Genomic DNA, 17,608 nt, shown 5'->3' with positions numbered 1-17,608 from the left:
GAGTTGTGCCTGCCGAGAAAGCCGGACAGCCAGAACCGCCAAATGCCCGGGTGTCGCAGTCTGTTACCTCCGATTTCCGGCGTATATCAGCAAGATGCCGGAAATCCGGGCTTCGTCGGGCGCGATTGCGCCTTTATAGTCCCGCTGGGCGGCCCCGCGAAACATAAAGTGATCGGCTGGCTCAACTTAAGTTGAGCGCTGCTCAGGTGATTTCATGCCGCCACGGCGGATTGGCGCCGGCGCGTGACACCGTCACCGCCGCTGCCTTGGCGCCAAGCGCCAATGCCTTGCGAATGGCGTCTTGCGGAAGGCCGCCGATGGCCGCCTTCGTCAGCAGGCCCTGTTCATGCAGCGAGGCGAGGATGCCGGCGTTGAACGTATCGCCCGCGCCGACCGTGTCGACCACCTCGACCTTTTCCGGCATCACGGTGACGGTGTGGTCCTTGGTGTAGCCGACGGCACCTTCGCTGCCATGGGTCACGACGATCAGCTTGGGGCCACGGTCGAGCCAGTTGCGGATGACATCCTCATGCGAGCCGGCTTCGCCGAACCAATGGAGGTCTTCGTCCGACAGTTTCACGATGTCGGCCATCGCCATCATCTCGCGGATGCGCCTGAGGTGCTTGGCCTTGTCCGGGATGAAGTTCGGCCTGATGTTGGGGTCGAGCATCATGACGCGGCTTGCGTGCTCGCGCCGCATGAACTCTTCATAGGCGCCGCCGGCGGGCTCAGAGATCAGGCTGATGGCGCCGAACAACATGGCCTCGATCTCGTTGCCGAGCGACGGCAGATCGTCGATCGTCAGCATGCGCCCTGCGGTGTTCTCATCGTAGAACGTGTAGGTCGCCTGACCATTGGTAAGCCGCACGAAGGCGAGCGTGGTCGGCCTGGGCGAGGTGTGGGCATAGGTGGAGCTGACCTTGCTCGCGCCCAGCGCGTCCCTGAACTGGCCGCCGAAAAGATCAGACGACAGGCCCGAAAAGAAGCCGGCCGGCGCGCCCAATCGGCCAAGCGCGATCGCCGTGTTGAACACCGCGCCGCCGACATAGGGGGCAAAGGCCGGCTCACCCTGCGTCGTGACGCGCGGCAGCATGTCGATCAGGGCTTCGCCGCAGCAGAGGATCATGGCGTCTTGGTCTCCGGCGGATAGATCACGCCCTTGCGGATGATGATGTTGGCGTAAAGCCTGGGCTCGCTTGTCGCGACGATGGCATGCGCCGACTTGACCCGTGCATAGAAGTCGGCGCCGGCCAGTGCAACCACCTTGCGGCCCGGTGCGCGCTTGGCGCAGATCGCCTCGATCTCGTGATGGACTGGATCGGCAATCGAGGGATTGCCTTTGACCGAGGCGCGAAACAGGGCTTCCGGAACGGCGTCGTCGACCGGTAGCACGCTCAAGATCGCATCGAGCACCGGAATGAGAGGAAGGCCATCGGCCCGGATCAGGCGCTTTGCCTGTTCCTCGGCCGGATAGTTTCCGTCGACCAGGGCGATCTCATCGCCATGGCCCATGGCGCGCAACGTCGCCAGAAGGTCTGGACTGAGCAGCGCCGGGATTCCGATCAGCATTCAGGCGCTCCTGGAAATCGTCGTCGAGCCGATCAGGAAGCGCTCGGAAAGCGGCAGGCTGGCGCCGCCGAGCGCCCGGGCATGAATGCCGACGGTCCCCTCGCGAACGGCGGGAAGTTTCAGACCTTCTCCGTCGATTGTCGCAATCGCCGCGATGATGGCATCGACCAGCCGGCGGCGCACGGCCTGCGGCATCCAGCCGTCGACCACCGCCGCCTCGAAATCGATGACCGAGGACGCCGCGACGATGGCATAGGCGAGCGCCTGTGAAGCGCTGGCGATCCAGTCGTCGAGTTCGGGACCGATATCGCCCCAGTCCTCGGGCGACGTCCACAGGTGCGAGGCCTCGACGCCGCGGGCATTGAGCGCTTTTTCCAGCATGGCGATCGACGCCACGTCGATCAGCTGGGTCGGCTTGCCGTCCGGTCCGGGCACCGGCATGGAGCCGAGCGCGCCCGCATTGCCGGTCGGCCCGCCGAACAGCCGGCCGTTGAGCACGATGCCGCCGCCGGCGAAGGCGCCGATATAGAAATAGACGAAGTCACGCGCGCCGCCCGCCTGGCCGAAGACGAGCTCCGCGCCGCATGCCGAAGTGGCGTCGTTCTGCAGATAGACCGGAAAATCGCACTGCGCCTGGATATCGGCCCTGATGTCGCGGTGGCGCCATTCGTCCATGACATCGCGCGGCGCACCGGCGGTGTCGGCCCAGTTCCACAGTTCGAACGGCATGGCGATGCCGAGCCCGGCGATGCGCTTGTCCTGCTGCGGTGTCAGTTCGTCGCGCATCTTCTTCATGCCTGCGGTGACGAATTCAACCGTCTCGCGCGGGGCCGGATAGCGATAGGAGTGCTGCAGCATCGCGCGCACGTGCCCAAGAAAATCGATCAGCACCAGTTCCGCGCTGCGGCGGCCGATCTTGAGGCCGATGAAGAAGGCGCCCTCCGGATTGAGCGCCATGGGTATGGAAGGCTGGCCGATCTTGCCGCGCAGCGGCGCCTGGCGCACCAGCAGGCCTTCTTCCTCCAGTTCGCGCATGATGACCGAAACCGTCTGCGCCGAAAGTCCGGTCATGCGGGCGATGTCGGATTTCGCCAGGCTGCCGTGCTGGCGCACCAGCGAGAGCACCAGCCGCTCGTTGTGATCGCGCATGCCGCTCTGGTTGGTGCCGCGGTGAATCAGGCTGTCATTCGCTTCGGGCGAACCGTGCCTCGCAGTGGCGGTCTCCACCCTAGTTCCTCCCGTCGTTTCCCCTCAATGCTTTTGGGCCAGAATGGGTGAACGACGCAAGGCTGTCAATAATAAATAAGAGTGATTTAATTATTGACAGCGACTGCGGTCTGGTGTCTGTTGAGGCGGCGTCCACACTGGGAGAATTTCGTAGGATGCGCCGTAGATGCCGGTGGCCGGCATCCGGAATGGTTCCACTGGGAGGAAGATCGTGACCAATACAAAATTGTTGAAATCGACCGTGTTTGCCGCGGCGGCCCTGGGTCTGATGGCGTTTGCGTCGTCCGCCTCCGCGGCCGGCGTCGGCGCTTGCCTGATCACCAAGACCGACACGAACCCCTTCTTCGTCAAGATGAAGGAAGGCGCGACCGCAAAGGCCAAGGAACTCGGCGTCGACCTCAAGACCTATGCCGGCAAGATCGACGGCGACAGCGAGAGCCAGGTGGCGGCGATCGAAAGCTGCATCGCTGACGGCGCCAAGGGTATCCTGATCACCGCATCCGACACCAAGGGCATCGTGCCGACCGTGAAGAAGGCGCGTGACGCCGGCCTGCTGGTGATCGCGCTCGACACCCCGCTCGACCCGATCGACGCGGCCGACGCGACCTTCGCCACCGACAACCTCGAGGCCGGCAAGCTGATCGGCGCCTGGGCCGCCGCGACGCTCGGCGACAAGGCCAAGGACGCCAAGATCGGCTTCCTCGACCTGACGCCGTCGCAGCCGACCGTGGACGTGCTGCGCGACCAGGGCTTCATGATGGGCTACGGCATCGACGTGAAGGATCCCAACAAGATCGGCGACGAAACCGATCCGCGCATCGTCGGCCACGACGTCACCAACGGCAATGAGGAGGGCGGCCGCAAGGCGATGGAGAACCTTCTGCAGAAGGACAACACCATCAACGTCATCCACACCATCAACGAGCCCGCAGCCGTCGGCGCCTACCAGGCGCTCAAGGCCGTCGGCCTTGAAAAGCAGGTGCTGATCGTCTCCGTCGACGGCGGCTGCCCCGGCGTGAAGTCGGTGACGGAAGGTGTTATCGGCGCGACGTCGCAGCAATACCCGCTGCAGATGGCAGCGCTCGGCATCCAGGCGATCGCCGCCTTCGCCAAGGATGGAACCAAGCCGAAGCCCACCGAAGGCAAGAATTTCTTCGACACCGGCGTCAACCTGGTGACCGACAAGCCGGCCAAGGGCGTGAAGTCCATCGACACCAAGGAAGGCCTCGCCAAGTGCTGGGGCTGATGCCGGCCTGACGGGCAATTACAGAACTCGAGCGGTCGGGGCTTGATCCCCGGCCGCTTCGGGTGGACGATGGGTCGCGTGACCGCGAACAATCCCGGCGACAGACCGGAAAGGCGTGGACGGGCGTCGGCGCTAGGCTGACCCCTCACGGGGAGGAAACATGGCTCAAGCTCAAGAATTCGAGAAAGTTCTCTCGGGCAGCGACACCAGCGTCGCCGCGTTCGACGAACACAAGTCGGCAGTCAGGCGCGTCCAGCATTTCCTGCATTCGACACCGGCCGCCGTGCCGCTGATCGTGCTGGTCCTGTCAATCATCATCTTCGGTATCACCATTGGCGGGCGCTTCTTCTCGTCCTACACGCTGACGCTGATCCTGCAGCAGATCGCCATCGTCGGCATTCTGGGCGCCGCGCAGACGCTGGTCATCCTGACCGCCGGCATCGACCTGTCGATTGGCGTCATCATGGTGATCTCAGCCGTGATCATGGGCAATTGCGCCGTCAGCTACGGCTTGCCGAGCGTGGTGGCCGTGGCGCTCGGGCTTGCCGCCGGTGCTGCCTGCGGGCTGCTCAACGGGTTGCTCGTCGCCTACATGAAGCTGCCGCCTTTCATCGTGACGCTGGGCACGTGGAACATCGTCATGGCCACGAACTTCATCTATTCGGCCAATGAAACGATCCGTGACACCGACGTCGACACCCAGGCGCCGCTGCTGCATCTGTTCGCCCTGAGCTTCAAGGTCGGAACCGCGGTGCTGACGCTCGGCGTCATCGCCATGGTCGCGCTGGTGCTGCTGCTCTGGTACGTGCTCAACCACACCGCCTGGGGCCGCCATGTCTACGCCGTCGGCGACGACCAGGAGGCCGCCAAGCTGTCGGGCATCCAGACCAAGAAGGTGCTGGTGACGGTCTACACCCTTGCCGGGCTCATCGCCGCTTTCGCCGCCTGGGTCTCCATCGGCCGCAATGGTTCGATTTCGCCGTCGGCGGCCGTCACCGACTACAATCTGCAAGCGATCACCGCGACGGTGATCGGCGGTATTTCCCTCTTCGGCGGGCGCGGCTCGATCCTGGGCACGCTGTTCGGCGCGATGATCGTCGGCGTCGTCTCCATGGGCCTCAACATGCTGGGCGCCGACCCGCAATGGAAAGTGCTGCTCACCGGTGTGCTGATCATCGGCGCCGTGGCGGTCGACCAATGGATCAGAAAGGTTTCGGCATGACCCAGGACCCCATTCTCACCGCGCGTGGCCTGGTCAAGCGCTATGGCCGCGTCACCGCTCTCGACAATGCCGACTTCGACCTTTATCCCGGCGAAATCCTCGCCGTGATCGGCGACAACGGCGCCGGCAAGTCGTCGCTCATCAAGGCGATTTCAGGCGCTGTCGTACCCGACGAAGGCGAAATCCGGCTTGAAGGCAAGACCGTTGCCTTCAAGTCGCCGATGGAAGCCCGCGAAGCCGGTATCGAGACTGTCTACCAGAACCTTGCGCTGTCGCCGGCGCTGTCGATCGCCGACAACATGTTCCTCGGCCGCGAGATCCGCAAACCCGGCTTCCTCGGGCAATGGCTGCGCATGCTCGACCGACCGGCGATGGAAAAGCGCGCCCGCGACAAACTCACCGAACTCGGCCTGATGACCATCCAGAATATCGGCCAGGCGGTGGAAACGCTCTCGGGCGGCCAGCGCCAGGGTGTCGCCGTGGCGCGCGCCGCTGCCTTCGGCAGCCGCGTGGTCATCATGGATGAGCCGACGGCAGCCCTTGGCGTCAAGGAGAGCCGCCGTGTGCTCGAACTGATCCTCGACGTGAAGAAACGCGGCCTGCCGATCGTGCTGATCTCGCACAACATGCCGCATGTCTTCGAGGTGGCCGATCGCGTCCACATCCATCGCCTCGGCCGCCGCCTCGCCGTCATCGATCCCAAGCAATATACGATGTCCGACGCCGTCGCCTTCATGACCGGCGCCAAGGCGCCTCCGGAGGCCGCGCTCGCCGCCTGATTGTCAAATTGCCGCAGGGTAAGCTGGCGGGCGCTCAGCTAAATCGATTGAATATATGTTGCGATGCGGTAACATGGGCTGGGATGAATGGTGAAAGCCGGTATGATCATTGCAACCGCACGAGAGGCAGCATGACGCGCGCAATGACATCCGAAACCCTTCCTCCACTGCTCGAAAATCCTGATCCGAAGACGCTCGCAAGGGAAGTCTTGGTGGCCCTCAAATACCGGGTCGGCAAGGACACCACCGTTGCGACCCAGTACGACTGGCTGACGGCCTCGATCAAGGTCGTGCGCGACCGCATCGTCGATCGCTGGATGCAGGCAACCAAGGAGGCCTACGACCAGCAGGAAAAGCGCGTCTATTATCTGTCGCTGGAGTTCCTCATCGGTCGCCTGATGCGCGACGCCTTCTCCAATCTTGGCCTGATGGCCAATATGCGCGAGGCGCTGTCGTCGCTCGGCGTCGACCTCGATCTCATCGCGGCGCTGGAACCAGACGCCGCGCTCGGCAATGGCGGCCTTGGCCGGCTCGCCGCCTGCTTCATGGAAAGCATGGCGACCGTCGACATTCCCGCCCATGGCTACGGCATCCGCTACGCCAACGGCATGTTCCGCCAGGAGATCCACGACGGCTGGCAGGTCGAACTGCCCGAGACCTGGCTCGATCACGGCAACCCCTGGGAGTTCGAACGGCGCGAACGCTCCTTCGAGGTCGGCTTTGGCGGTTCGGTCGAGTCCATCACGTCGAAGGACGGCCGGCTCGAGCGACACGTCTGGAAGCCGACCGAACATGTCCTGGCCGTCGCCTACGACACGCCCGTCGTCGGCTGGCGGGCAAATCGCGTCAACACGCTGCGGCTGTGGTCGGGCATGCCGGTCGATCCGATCCTGCTCGACAAGTTCAATGCCGGCGATCACATCGGCGCGCTCGCCGAAAGCAACAAGGCGGACGCGCTGTCGCGCGTGCTTTACCCCGCCGATTCCCACATGGCCGGGCAGGAGCTCAGGCTGCGGCAGGAGTATTTCTTCTCGACCGCCTCGCTGCAGGACATCGTGCAGCGCCATCTCAGCCAATATGGCGACCTGAAGTCGCTGCCCGACAAGGCGGCGATCCACTTGAACGACACCCACCCGGCGATCGCCGTGCCGGAGCTGATGCGGCTGTTGATGGATGTCCACGGCATGGACTTCGATCTCGCCTGGGACATCACCAAGCGCACCTTCGGTTACACCAACCACACGCTTCTTCCCGAGGCGCTGGAAAGCTGGCCGGTGCCGCTGTTCGAGCGGCTTTTGCCGCGCCATATGCAGATCGTCTACGCGATCAACGCGCAGGTGCTTCTGGAGGCACGCGCCACCGACCAGTTTTCGGATGATCAGATCAGCCGCATCTCGCTGATCCAGGAAAATGGTGACCGCCGCGTGCGCATGGGCAATCTGGCCTTTGTCGGCTCGCACTCGATCAATGGTGTGTCGGCGCTGCATACCGAGCTGATGAAGGAAACGGTGTTCGCCGACCTGCACAAGCTCTATCCCGATCGCATCAACAACAAGACAAACGGCATCACGCCGCGGCGCTGGCTGATCCAGTGCAACCCCGGCCTGACCTCGCTCGCCCGCGAGGCGATCGGTGATCGTTTTCTCGACGACATCGACGCCATCAAAGGGCTCGACGGCTTTGCCGACGACAGCGCGTTCCGGGAGAAGTTCGCCGGCGTCAAGCGCCAGAACAAGGCGAGGCTGGCCAATCTCGTCGCCGACCGGCTCGGCATCAAGGTCGATCCGTCGGCGCTGTTCGACATCCAGGTCAAGCGCATCCACGAATACAAGCGCCAGCTCCTGAACATCCTCGAGGCGATCGCGCTCTACGACCAGATCCGCTCGCATCCCGAGCGCGACTGGATGCCGCGCGTGAAATTCTTCGGCGGCAAGGCGGCGCCCAGCTACCACAACGCCAAGCTGATCATCAAGCTCGCCAACGACGTCGCCAGGGTGATCAACCGTGATCCGGCGGTGCGCGGCTTGCTGAAAGTGGTGTTCGTGCCGAACTACAATGTCAGCCTGGCCGAAGTCATGATGCCGGCCGCAGACCTGTCGGAGCAGATTTCGACCGCGGGCATGGAAGCGTCGGGCACCGGCAACATGAAGTTCGCGCTCAACGGCGCGCTGACCATCGGCACGCTCGACGGCGCCAATGTCGAGATCAAGGAATGCGTCGGCGACGACAACATCTTCATCTTCGGCCTGACCACGGCCGAGGTCGCCGAACGGCGCAACAATGGCTACAACCCGCGCGCCGTGATCGAGGGCTCTTCAGAACTGGCGCAGGCGGTCGCGGCCGTTTCCTCGGGCGTCTTTTCGCCTGATGACCCGGACCGTTACCGCGACCTCATCAACGGCCTCTACACCAGCGACTGGTTCATGGTCGCCGCCGATTTCGACACCTACGCCGCCGCCCAGCGTGATGTCGACGCTGTCTGGCGCAACAGCCCGGACTGGTATGCCAGGGCAATCCGCAATGTCGCGCGCGTCGGCTGGTTCTCGTCCGACCGCACCATCCGCCAATATGCGAAAGAAATCTGGAACGTGCCTGCCTGATGTGATTGCATGAGGCCACGAACAATGTGGTCCCGGTGACGTGGGTTGAATGCCAACGCACATCGCCAGAAATAGACACTGGTGCCCTGGGAGGGACACTGCCTGATGAGGAAACCGCGCGTGACCGCTGCGACAAGCGGGCCGGACGAACTGGCGCCAGCCAGCGATGTTGCGGCGATTGTCGCAGGCACGCACGGAGATCCGTTCGCGGTCCTCGGTGTCCATGAGGTCGGCAAAGGCCTGTTTGCCCGTTGCTTCGTTCCGCATGCCGAGACCGTCACCGCCTATACGCTGACGGGCATCGAGGCCGGTGCGTTGTCCAGGCGGGACGATGCCGGCTTCTTCGAAGGCAGGCTGTCGATCAGGAAGCGGCAGCCGCTGCGCTATCACGCGCGCAACGCCGGCGGGGACTGGTGGCTGACCGATCCTTATTCGTTCGGTCCGGTGCTCGGGCCGATGGACGACTACTATATCGCCGAAGGTTCGCATCTCAGGCTGTTCGACAAGCTTGGCGCGCATGTCATCGAGCACGAAGGCGCCACAGGCGTGCATTTCGCCGTCTGGGCTCCCAACGCAAAACGCGTCTCGGTGGTCGGCGACTTCAACGATTGGGATGGCCGCCGCCACACGATGCGCGATCGCCGCGACACCGGCATATGGGAGGTGTTCATCCCCGACATCGGTGCCGGGCGACCCTACAAATACGAGATCATTGGACCCGATGGCGTCAGACTGCCGCTTAAGGCCGATCCGTTCGCGTTCAGATCCGAACTGCGCCCGGCCACGGCTTCGGTTGTCGCCGTGCCGCCGGCGCACGAGTGGGGCGACGAGGCGCATCGCAACTACTGGCGCAACGCCGATCCCCGGCGCGAAGCCGTCTCGATCTACGAAGTCCACGCCGGGTCTTGGCAGCTTCACGACGACGGCACGTTCCTGTCATGGGACGAAATGGCCGACCGGCTGATCCCCTATGTGGTCGAGACCGGCTTCACCCACATCGAATTCATGCCGATCTCCGAGCATCCCTATGACCCGTCCTGGGGTTATCAGACGACCGGCCTCTATGCGCCGTCGGCCCGTTTCGGCGACCCGGATGGCTTTGCCCGTTTCGTCGATGGCGCGCACCGCGCCGGCGTCGGCGTCATCCTCGACTGGGTACCGGCGCATTTTCCGGTCGACGCGCATGGCCTGGCCCATTTCGACGGCACCGCGCTCTACGAACATGCCGATCCGCGCAAGGGTTTTCATCCCGACTGGAACACCGCGATCTACAATTTCGGCCGCCGCGAGGTGGTGTCATTCCTGGTCAACAATGCGCTGTTCTGGGCCGAGAAATATCATGTCGACGGTTTGCGCGTCGATGCGGTCGCCTCGATGCTCTACCTCGACTATTCGCGCAAGGCCGGCGAGTGGATCCCCAACGAGAAGGGCGGCCGCGAGAACCTCGAAGCGGTCTCTTTCCTGCAGAAGATGAACAAGGAGGTCTACGGCCACCATCCTGGCGTCATGACCATCGCCGAGGAATCGACCTCATGGCCGAAGGTTTCGGCGCCGGTGCATGAGGGCGGGCTGGGCTTCGGGTTCAAGTGGAACATGGGCTTCATGCACGACACGCTGGAGTATTTCTCCAAGGAGCCGATTTTCCGCAAGCACCACCACAACGACCTGACTTTCGGCCTGACCTACGCCTTTTCGGAGAATTTCGTGCTGCCGCTCTCGCATGACGAGGTCGTGCACGGCAAGGGCACGCTGCTGGGCAAGATGGCCGGCGACGACTGGCAGAAATTCGCGACCTTGCGCGCCTATTACGGCTTCATGTGGGGGTATCCCGGCAAGAAGCTCTTGTTCATGGGACAGGAATTCGCCCAGCGCCGCGAATGGAGCGAGGCGCGTGCGCTCGACTGGAACCTGCTCGATTTCCGCCCGCATCGCGGCGTCTGGCAGACCGTGCGCGATCTCAACTATCTCTACCGCTCGCGCCCGGCGCTGCACGGCCGCGACTGCGAGCCGGAAGGGTTTTCCTGGCTGATCGTCGACGACAGCCAGAATTCGGTTTTCGCCTGGGTGCGCAACGCGCCGGGCGGCAGCCCGGTGGCCGTCATCTCCAATTTCACGCCGGTGCCGCGCGACAATTATCGCGTACCGCTGCCGAAGGCCGGCAAGTGGCGCGAGATCATCAACACCGACGCATCCGAATATGGCGGCTCCGGCATGGGCAATGGCGGCATGGTCGAGGCAACGGCCGAAGGCAAGAGCATCTCGGCAACGATGCTTCTGCCGCCGCTGTCGACGATCATGCTCGAACTCGTTGCCGAGGCCGACTAACAGGGCGAGACTTGAGTAAATTGGGAGGGTAGAAATGGCAGACTTGAAACGGACCCAGCCGCTGGCGCGCGATGCCATGGCCTATGTACTGGCCGGCGGCCGTGGCAGCCGCCTCAAGGAACTGACCGACCGCCGCGCCAAGCCGGCGGTCTATTTCGGCGGCAAGACGCGCATCATCGACTTCGCGCTCTCCAATGCGCTCAACTCCGGCATTCGCCGCCTCGGCGTCGCCACGCAGTACAAGGCGCATTCGCTGATCCGCCACCTGCAGCGCGGCTGGAACTTCCTGCGGCCGGAACGAAACGAAAGCTTCGACATCCTGCCGGCCAGCCAGCGCGTCTCGGAAACGCAATGGTATGAAGGCACGGCCGACGCCGTCTACCAGAACATCGACATCATCGAGGCCTATGGCCCCGAATACATGGTCATCCTGGCCGGCGACCACATCTACAAGATGGACTACGAGATGATGCTGCGTCAGCACGTCGACGCCAGTGCCGACGTCACCGTCGGCTGTCTCGAAGTGCCGCGCATGGAAGCCACCGGCTTCGGCGTCATGCATGTCGATGCCAAGGACAACATCATCGCCTTCGTCGAAAAGCCCGCCGATCCGCCCGGCATCCCGGGCAATCCGGACTTCGCCTTGGCCTCGATGGGCATCTATGTCTTCAGGACCAAGTTCCTGATGGAGCAGTTGCGCCGCGACGCCGCCGAGCCGGGCTCAAGCCGCGATTTCGGCAAGGACATCATCCCCTATATCGTCCAGCACGGTAAGGCGATTGCCCACCGTTTCACCAAGTCCTGCGTCCGCTCGACCGCCGAGAACGAAGCCTATTGGCGCGATGTCGGAACGGTTGACGCCTATTGGGAAGCCAATATCGACCTGACCGATATCACGCCGGAGCTCGACCTCTACGACCGTGACTGGCCGATCTGGACCTACGCCGAGTTGAAGCCGCCGGCAAAATTCGTCCATGACGAGGATGGCCGCCGCGGCTCGGCCGTCTCCTCCCTGGTCTCGGGCGATTGCATCGTCTCGGGCGCTTCGCTGAAGAAAAGCCTGATCTTCACCGGCGCGCGCATCAATTCCTATTCGACGCTGGAAGAAGTCGTCATGCTGCCCGACGTCCATGTCGGCCGGAACGCAAAGTTGAAGCGCGTCGTCATCGACCACGGTGTAAGGATACCGGAGGGGCTGGTGGTCGGCGAGGATCCCGCGCTCGACGCCAAGCGCTTCCGCGTTTCGGAGAAGGGCATCTGCCTGATCACACAGGACATGATCAACAAACTCGGGCTCTAGAGCAATTCCGCGAAAAGTGCGAAACGGGTTTTCGCCCGGGAATTGCCTGGAAACAGAGAATTGGACAGGATCGGGATAGACGCATGCAGGTTCTGTCGGTCACGCCCGAGATCTTCCCGCTGATCAAGACCGGCGGGCTTGCCGACGTGACCGGTGCGCTGCCGGTCGCGCTCGCGGCCAAGGGCGTGACCATGCGCACGCTCATCCCAGGCTTTCCCGTGGTGATGGAAGGCTTCAAGAAAAAGAAGGCTGTTTACCAATACCCGCTGCTGCAGGGCGGCAAGGCTTCGATTCATGCTGTCCAGATCGCCGGGCTCGACCTGTTCGTGCTCGACGCGCCGCATCTCTTTGACCGTCCGGGTGGTCCCTACGGCAATGCTTCCGGTGCGGACTGGCCGGACAATTGGCGGCGTTTCGCGGCACTGAGCCAGGCCGGCGCCGATATCGCCGGCGGCGCCATCTCTGGCTACTTGCCCGACATCGTCCATGCCCATGACTGGCAGTCGGCGATGACGCTGGCCTATATGCGCTACGGCAAGGCGGTCGGCACGCCGTCGATGATGACCGTCCACAACCTCGCCTTCCAGGGCCAGTTCGGCGCCGGCATTTTCGGCGAACTCGGCCTGCCGGCGGTGGCAATGGCGCTTGACGGCGTCGAATATTATGGTGGCGTCGGCTTCCTCAAGGCCGGCCTGCAGGCCGCCTGGGCGATCACCACGGTCAGCCCCACCTATGCGCAGGAGATCCGCTCGCCGGAATTCGGCATGGGCCTCGACGGCCTGATCAACATGCGCTCCAGCGATCTCTACGGCATCGTCAACGGCATCGACACCGCCATCTGGGATCCGGAGACGGACAAGCATCTGGTGTCGAACTATACGGCCGCCACGCTCAAGGCCCGGGCGCCGAACAGGGCGGCCGTCGAGGAGCGCTTCGGCCTCGACCGCGACGACAGCCCGATCGTCTGCGTCATCAGCCGGCTGACCTGGCAGAAGGGCATGGACATATTGGCGACGGTGATCGACGGCATCGTCGCGACCGGCGCGCGGCTGGCCATATTGGGCTCTGGTGACGCGGGCCTCGAAGGCGCGCTGCTAGCCGCCGCCGCACGCCACCGAGGCCGCATCGGCGTGGTCATCGGCTATGACGAAGGGTTGTCGCACACGATGCAGGGCGGCTGCGACGCCATCATCATCCCGTCGCGCTTCGAACCCTGCGGACTGACGCAGCTTTACGGCCTGCGCTATGGCTGCGTGCCGGTGGTGGCCCGCACCGGCGGCCTCGCCGACACCATCATCGACGCCAATGAAGCGGCGATGGCGGCCGGCGTGGCGACAGGGTTCCAGTTCGCTCCCAACAATGGTGGCGCGATGCTGCACGCCATACGCCGCCTGGTCGATGCCTACGCCGATGCCGCCGCCTTCGAGACCATCCAGCGCCAAGGCATGAAGGCCGATGTGTCATGGGACAAGAGCGCGGAAAAATATCTTGAACTCTATCGCCTGCTGCTTTCGAAAAGGGTTGCCTGAAGCATGATACGGACCGTCCCCACCAAGCCCTATTCCGACCAGAAGCCCGGCACGTCGGGCCTGCGCAAGAAGGTGCCCGTGTTCCAGCAGGAGCACTATGCCGAGAACTTCATCCAGTCGATCTTCGACGCGCTTGACGGCTTCAAGGGCAAGACGCTGGTGATCGGCGGCGACGGCCGCTTCTACAACCGCGAGGTCATCCAGAAGGCGATCGCCATGGCGGCCGCCAACGGCTTCGGCAAGGTCATGGTCGGGCAGGGCGGCATATTGTCGACGCCGGCCGCATCGCACGTCATCCGCAAATACAAGACCTTCGGTGGCATCATCCTATCGGCCAGCCACAATCCCGGCGGCCCGCATGAGGATTTCGGCATCAAGTACAATGCCGGCAATGGCGGCCCGGCGCCGGAAAAGCTGACCGACGCGATCTTCGCCAAGACCAAGGTGATTTCGAGCTTCAAGACATCGGACATCGATCCGATCGACATCGACACGATCGGTTCGGTCAATGCTGCAGGCATGACGGTCGAGATCATCGATCCGGTCGCCGATTATGCCGAGCTGATGGAAAGCCTGTTCGATTTCGACGCGCTGCGCAGACTGTTCAAATCGGGCTTCCGCATGCGCTTCGACGCCATGCATGCGGTGACCGGTCCCTATGCCAAGGAAATCCTCGAGAACCGGCTTGGCGCACCCAGCGGCACCTGCCGCAATTTCAAGCCGCTGCCGGATTTCGGCGGCCATCATCCGGATCCGAACCTGGTGCACGCCAAGCATCTCTATGACGAGATGATGGGACCGGACGCGCCGGATTTTGGCGCCGCTTCCGACGGTGACGGCGACCGCAATCTGATCATCGGCAAGGGCATTTTCGTCACCCCGTCGGATTCGGTGGCGATGCTTGCCGCCAATGCCCGCCTGGCGCCCGGCTACAAGGACGGGCTGAAGGGCATCGCCCGCTCGATGCCGACCAGTGGCGCCGCCGACCGCGTCGCCGAAAAACTCGGCATCGGCATCTACGAGACGCCGACCGGCTGGAAGTTCTTCGGCAATCTGCTCGATGCCGGCATGGCGACGATCTGCGGCGAGGAGAGCGCCGGCACCGGCTCCAACCATGTCCGCGAAAAGGACGGCCTGTGGGCCGTGCTGTTGTGGCTCAACATCCTCGCCGCGCGCGGCGAAAGCTGCAAGCAGGTCGTCACCGAGCACTGGGCGGCCTACGGGCGCAACTACTATTCGCGTCACGACTATGAGGAGGTCGAGAGCGACCGTGCCAACGCATTGGTCGACGAACTCAGGGTCAAGCTCGGCTCGCTTCCGGGCACCAGCGTGCGCGGCCTGAAGATCGCCAAGGCCGACGATTTCGCCTATCACGACCCGGTCGACGGCTCGACCAGCGAGCACCAGGGTATCAGGATCCTGTTCGAAGGCGGCTCCCGCGTCGTCTTCCGGCTTTCAGGCACCGGCACGTCCGGCGCGACGCTGCGCGTCTACATCGAGCGCTACGAGCCGGATAAGGCCAGGCATGATCTCGACACGCAGGCAGCCCTTGCCGACCTTATCGCGGCCGCCGACGACATCGCCGGGATCAAAAGCCACACCGGCCGCAACAAGCCGAGCGTGATTACTTGAGGGTGGTGGCTGCTTCACCCTCCCCCTTGTGGGGAGGGTCGATCCGCGCAGCGGATCGGGGTGGGGGTGCTCGCAAAGCGCTTTCCCTGCGCCGCCTCCCACCCCGCTCACTTCGTTCGCGACCCTCCCCACAAGGGGGAGGGTGGGGCCGGCTCGCATGACCCCGCTCGGCGCCACCATCACCCCCCAAGGCATCCGCTTTGCCGCATGGTCCTCGTCGGCTCGTCGCCTCTGGGTCTCGATCTTCGACGAGCACGGAAACCGCGAACTCGACCGGCGGGAGTTGCAGCCGGAAGGCGCGGGGGTGCATGCGCTCTTCGTTCCCGGCCTTGCCGCGGGCACGCGGTATGGCTTTCGCGCCGATGGCGATTATGCGCCCGAACGCGGGTTGTGGTTCGACCCGGACAAGCTGCTCACCGATCCCTACGCCGTCGAAATCGATCGGCCCTATGCCTATCACTGGCGGCTCGCCGCGCGGCGCAACGAGGGCGCCGACACCGCGCCGCTGATGCCCAAGACCGTGGCGAAAGCCTTGCCCAAAGCTGCGCCTTTGCTGCCGCCGCTGTTTCGTCCGGCCGGCCTGATCTACGAGGTGCCGGTGCGCGCCTTCACCAGGCTGCATCCGGACATTCCGCAAGCGCGGCGCGGCACGATCGCGGCGCTTGCCCATCCTGTCATCATCGAGCATCTGCAAAGGCTCGGCGTGTCCGCCGTCGAATTGATGCCGGTGACGGCGTCGATCGACGAGCGGCACCTACCGCCGCTCGGCCTGAGCAATGCCTGGGGCTACAATCCCGTCACCTTCATGGCGCTCGACCCGCGTCTCGCGCCCGGCGGCCTCGAGGAATTGCGCGACACCGTGGCGGCGCTGCGCAATGCCGGCATCGGCACCATCCTCGACCTCGTCTTCAACCACACGGGCGAAAGCGACCGGCTGGGGCCGACGCTGTCGCTGCGTGGGCTCGACAACCAGGGCTACTACCGGCACCAGCCGGACGGCAGGCTGGTCAATGACACCGGCACCGGCAACACCGTCGCCTGCGATCATCCGGCGGTGCGGGACATGGTGCTCGACACGCTTCGCCACTTTGTCCGCCATGCCGGCGTCGACGGCTTCCGCTTCGATCTGGCACCGGTGCTGGGCCGCGTCGACGGCGCGTTCGATCCTGCGGCGCCCTTGGTCGAGGCGATCGCGGGCGATCCCGTGCTTGCCGATCGCGTGTTGGTCGCCGAGCCCTGGGATATAGGCCCTGACGGCTATCAGCTCGGCAACTTCCCTCCGCGCTTCCTCGAATGGAACGATCGCTATCGCGACGATGCCAGGCGCTTCTGGCGTGGCGATGCCGGCGCGGTCGGAGCGCTGGCGACGCGGCTTGCCGGCTCGTCCGATATTTTTGGCAAGGCCGGCCAGCCGGCCAGCCGCACGGTCAATTTCATCGCCGCCCATGACGGCATGACTTTGGCCGACATCGTTGCCTATGAGCGCAAGCACAACGCGGACAATGGCGAGCAGAACCGCGACGGCCACAACGACAATCTGTCCTGGAACAATGGCGCCGAGGGCGAGACGGACAGTGCGGCGATCACGAAGGCGCGCTTCGACGACCAGTGCGCGCTGCTCGCCACGCTGTTTGCCTCGCGCGGCACCATCATGCTGACAGCGGGCGACGAGTTCGGCCGCTCCCAGAAGGGCAACAACAACGCCTATGCGCAGGACAATGCCATCACCTGGCTCGACTGGGCCGGCCGCGACCAGGTGCTGGAACGCTATGCATCGGCGCTCGGCATGCTTCGCCGAACCGTCCCCGCTTTGTCGGACACAGATTTCCTGACTGGACAACCGGCCGATGCGACAGGCATCCCCGACGTCGCCTGGCTGACCGAGACCGGCATGCCGCTTGCCGCGACGGACTGGAACGACCCCGCGCGGCATCGCCTCGTCATGCTGCTTGGCGATGCGGACGGCGGCCGGCTTGCCGTCATGATCAACGGCGATCGTCGCCAATGCGTCTTCAGCTTGCCTGCGCGGGAAGGCTTCCGATGGCAGCCGGCGGTCGAGACGCTGGCAGTCGACCTTGCGCGGCCGCTGCCGGGCCGCAGCGTCCATTTCATGGCAGAGCATCGAACCGAAAAGTGGCAGCCGGTTTTCGGGCAATCCGATGCGAAAAAATAGTTCGCG

The 17,608-nt window shown here is 64.1% G+C and carries 12 protein-coding genes; 9 read left to right on the top strand and 3 right to left on the bottom strand.

Translation table 11 applies throughout. From position 1 onward, the window contains the following. Positions 1-202: 202 nt before the first annotated feature. From QQK95_RS27595 to QQK95_RS27585, 3 genes are read right to left on the bottom strand one after another with little or no spacing between them, the layout of a single operon-like run. On the bottom strand, positions 203-1,126 hold the full coding sequence (locus QQK95_RS27595; protein WP_284277573.1) for a carbohydrate kinase family protein: 924 nt from the start codon (positions 1,124-1,126) through the stop codon (positions 203-205). Further along, positions 1,123-1,569, bottom strand: coding sequence for an RbsD/FucU family protein (locus tag QQK95_RS27590; RefSeq protein ID WP_284277572.1), 447 nt, complete (start codon positions 1,567-1,569; stop codon positions 1,123-1,125). Before QQK95_RS27590 ends, QQK95_RS27595 begins: the two co-directional genes overlap by 4 nt. Continuing rightward, positions 1,570-2,796 (bottom strand): ROK family transcriptional regulator, encoded by a 1,227-nt coding sequence (locus QQK95_RS27585; protein WP_284277571.1) that lies wholly within the window; start codon positions 2,794-2,796, stop codon positions 1,570-1,572. It lies immediately after the preceding gene. Between the two features lie 268 nt (positions 2,797-3,064). Here QQK95_RS27585 and QQK95_RS27580 point away from each other — a divergent pair, with 268 nt between their 5' ends. From QQK95_RS27580 to glgX, 9 genes are all read left to right on the top strand, one after another. Further along, complete coding sequence (locus QQK95_RS27580; RefSeq protein WP_409371715.1) at positions 3,065-4,042, top strand: sugar ABC transporter substrate-binding protein; 978 nt, start codon at positions 3,065-3,067, stop codon at positions 4,040-4,042. A 160-nt stretch (positions 4,043-4,202) separates the two neighbouring features. Next, entirely contained in the window at positions 4,203-5,264 is a 1,062-nt protein-coding gene (locus QQK95_RS27575) for an ABC transporter permease (protein ID WP_019857056.1), read from the top strand. Continuing rightward, complete coding sequence (locus QQK95_RS27570) at positions 5,240-6,043, top strand: ATP-binding cassette domain-containing protein (RefSeq protein ID WP_245318013.1); 804 nt, start codon at positions 5,240-5,242, stop codon at positions 6,041-6,043. The genes QQK95_RS27575 and QQK95_RS27570 overlap by 25 nt, the downstream gene beginning before the upstream one ends. Before the next feature lie 131 nt (positions 6,044-6,174). Continuing rightward, positions 6,175-8,643 (top strand): glycogen/starch/alpha-glucan phosphorylase, encoded by a 2,469-nt coding sequence (locus QQK95_RS27565; RefSeq protein ID WP_284277570.1) that lies wholly within the window; start codon positions 6,175-6,177, stop codon positions 8,641-8,643. Between the two features lie 105 nt (positions 8,644-8,748). Further along, complete coding sequence (gene glgB / locus QQK95_RS27560) at positions 8,749-10,968, top strand: 1,4-alpha-glucan branching protein GlgB (RefSeq protein ID WP_284277569.1); 2,220 nt, start codon at positions 8,749-8,751, stop codon at positions 10,966-10,968. A gap of 34 nt (positions 10,969-11,002) precedes the next feature. Then, complete coding sequence (glgC, locus tag QQK95_RS27555) at positions 11,003-12,268, top strand: glucose-1-phosphate adenylyltransferase (RefSeq protein ID WP_284277568.1); 1,266 nt, start codon at positions 11,003-11,005, stop codon at positions 12,266-12,268. An 83-nt stretch (positions 12,269-12,351) separates the two neighbouring features. After that, on the top strand, positions 12,352-13,797 hold the full coding sequence (glgA, locus tag QQK95_RS27550; protein WP_284277567.1) for a glycogen synthase GlgA: 1,446 nt from the start codon (positions 12,352-12,354) through the stop codon (positions 13,795-13,797). 3 nt (positions 13,798-13,800) lie between these two features. Next, the gene (locus QQK95_RS27545) at positions 13,801-15,429 is read left to right on the top strand and encodes an alpha-D-glucose phosphate-specific phosphoglucomutase (RefSeq protein ID WP_284277566.1); all 1,629 of its coding nucleotides are present in this window, start codon (positions 13,801-13,803) and stop codon (positions 15,427-15,429) included. Between the two features lie 157 nt (positions 15,430-15,586). After that, complete coding sequence (gene glgX, locus QQK95_RS27540; RefSeq protein ID WP_284277565.1) at positions 15,587-17,602, top strand: glycogen debranching protein GlgX; 2,016 nt, start codon at positions 15,587-15,589, stop codon at positions 17,600-17,602. Positions 17,603-17,608: the final 6 nt, after the last annotated feature.

The organism is Mesorhizobium huakuii (genome assembly GCF_030160235.1).
Classification (GTDB): Bacteria; Pseudomonadota; Alphaproteobacteria; order Rhizobiales; family Rhizobiaceae; genus Mesorhizobium; species Mesorhizobium huakuii.
Note: the sequence above shows the minus strand (reverse complement) of the source record. Positions and strands in the feature narration are given on the sequence as shown.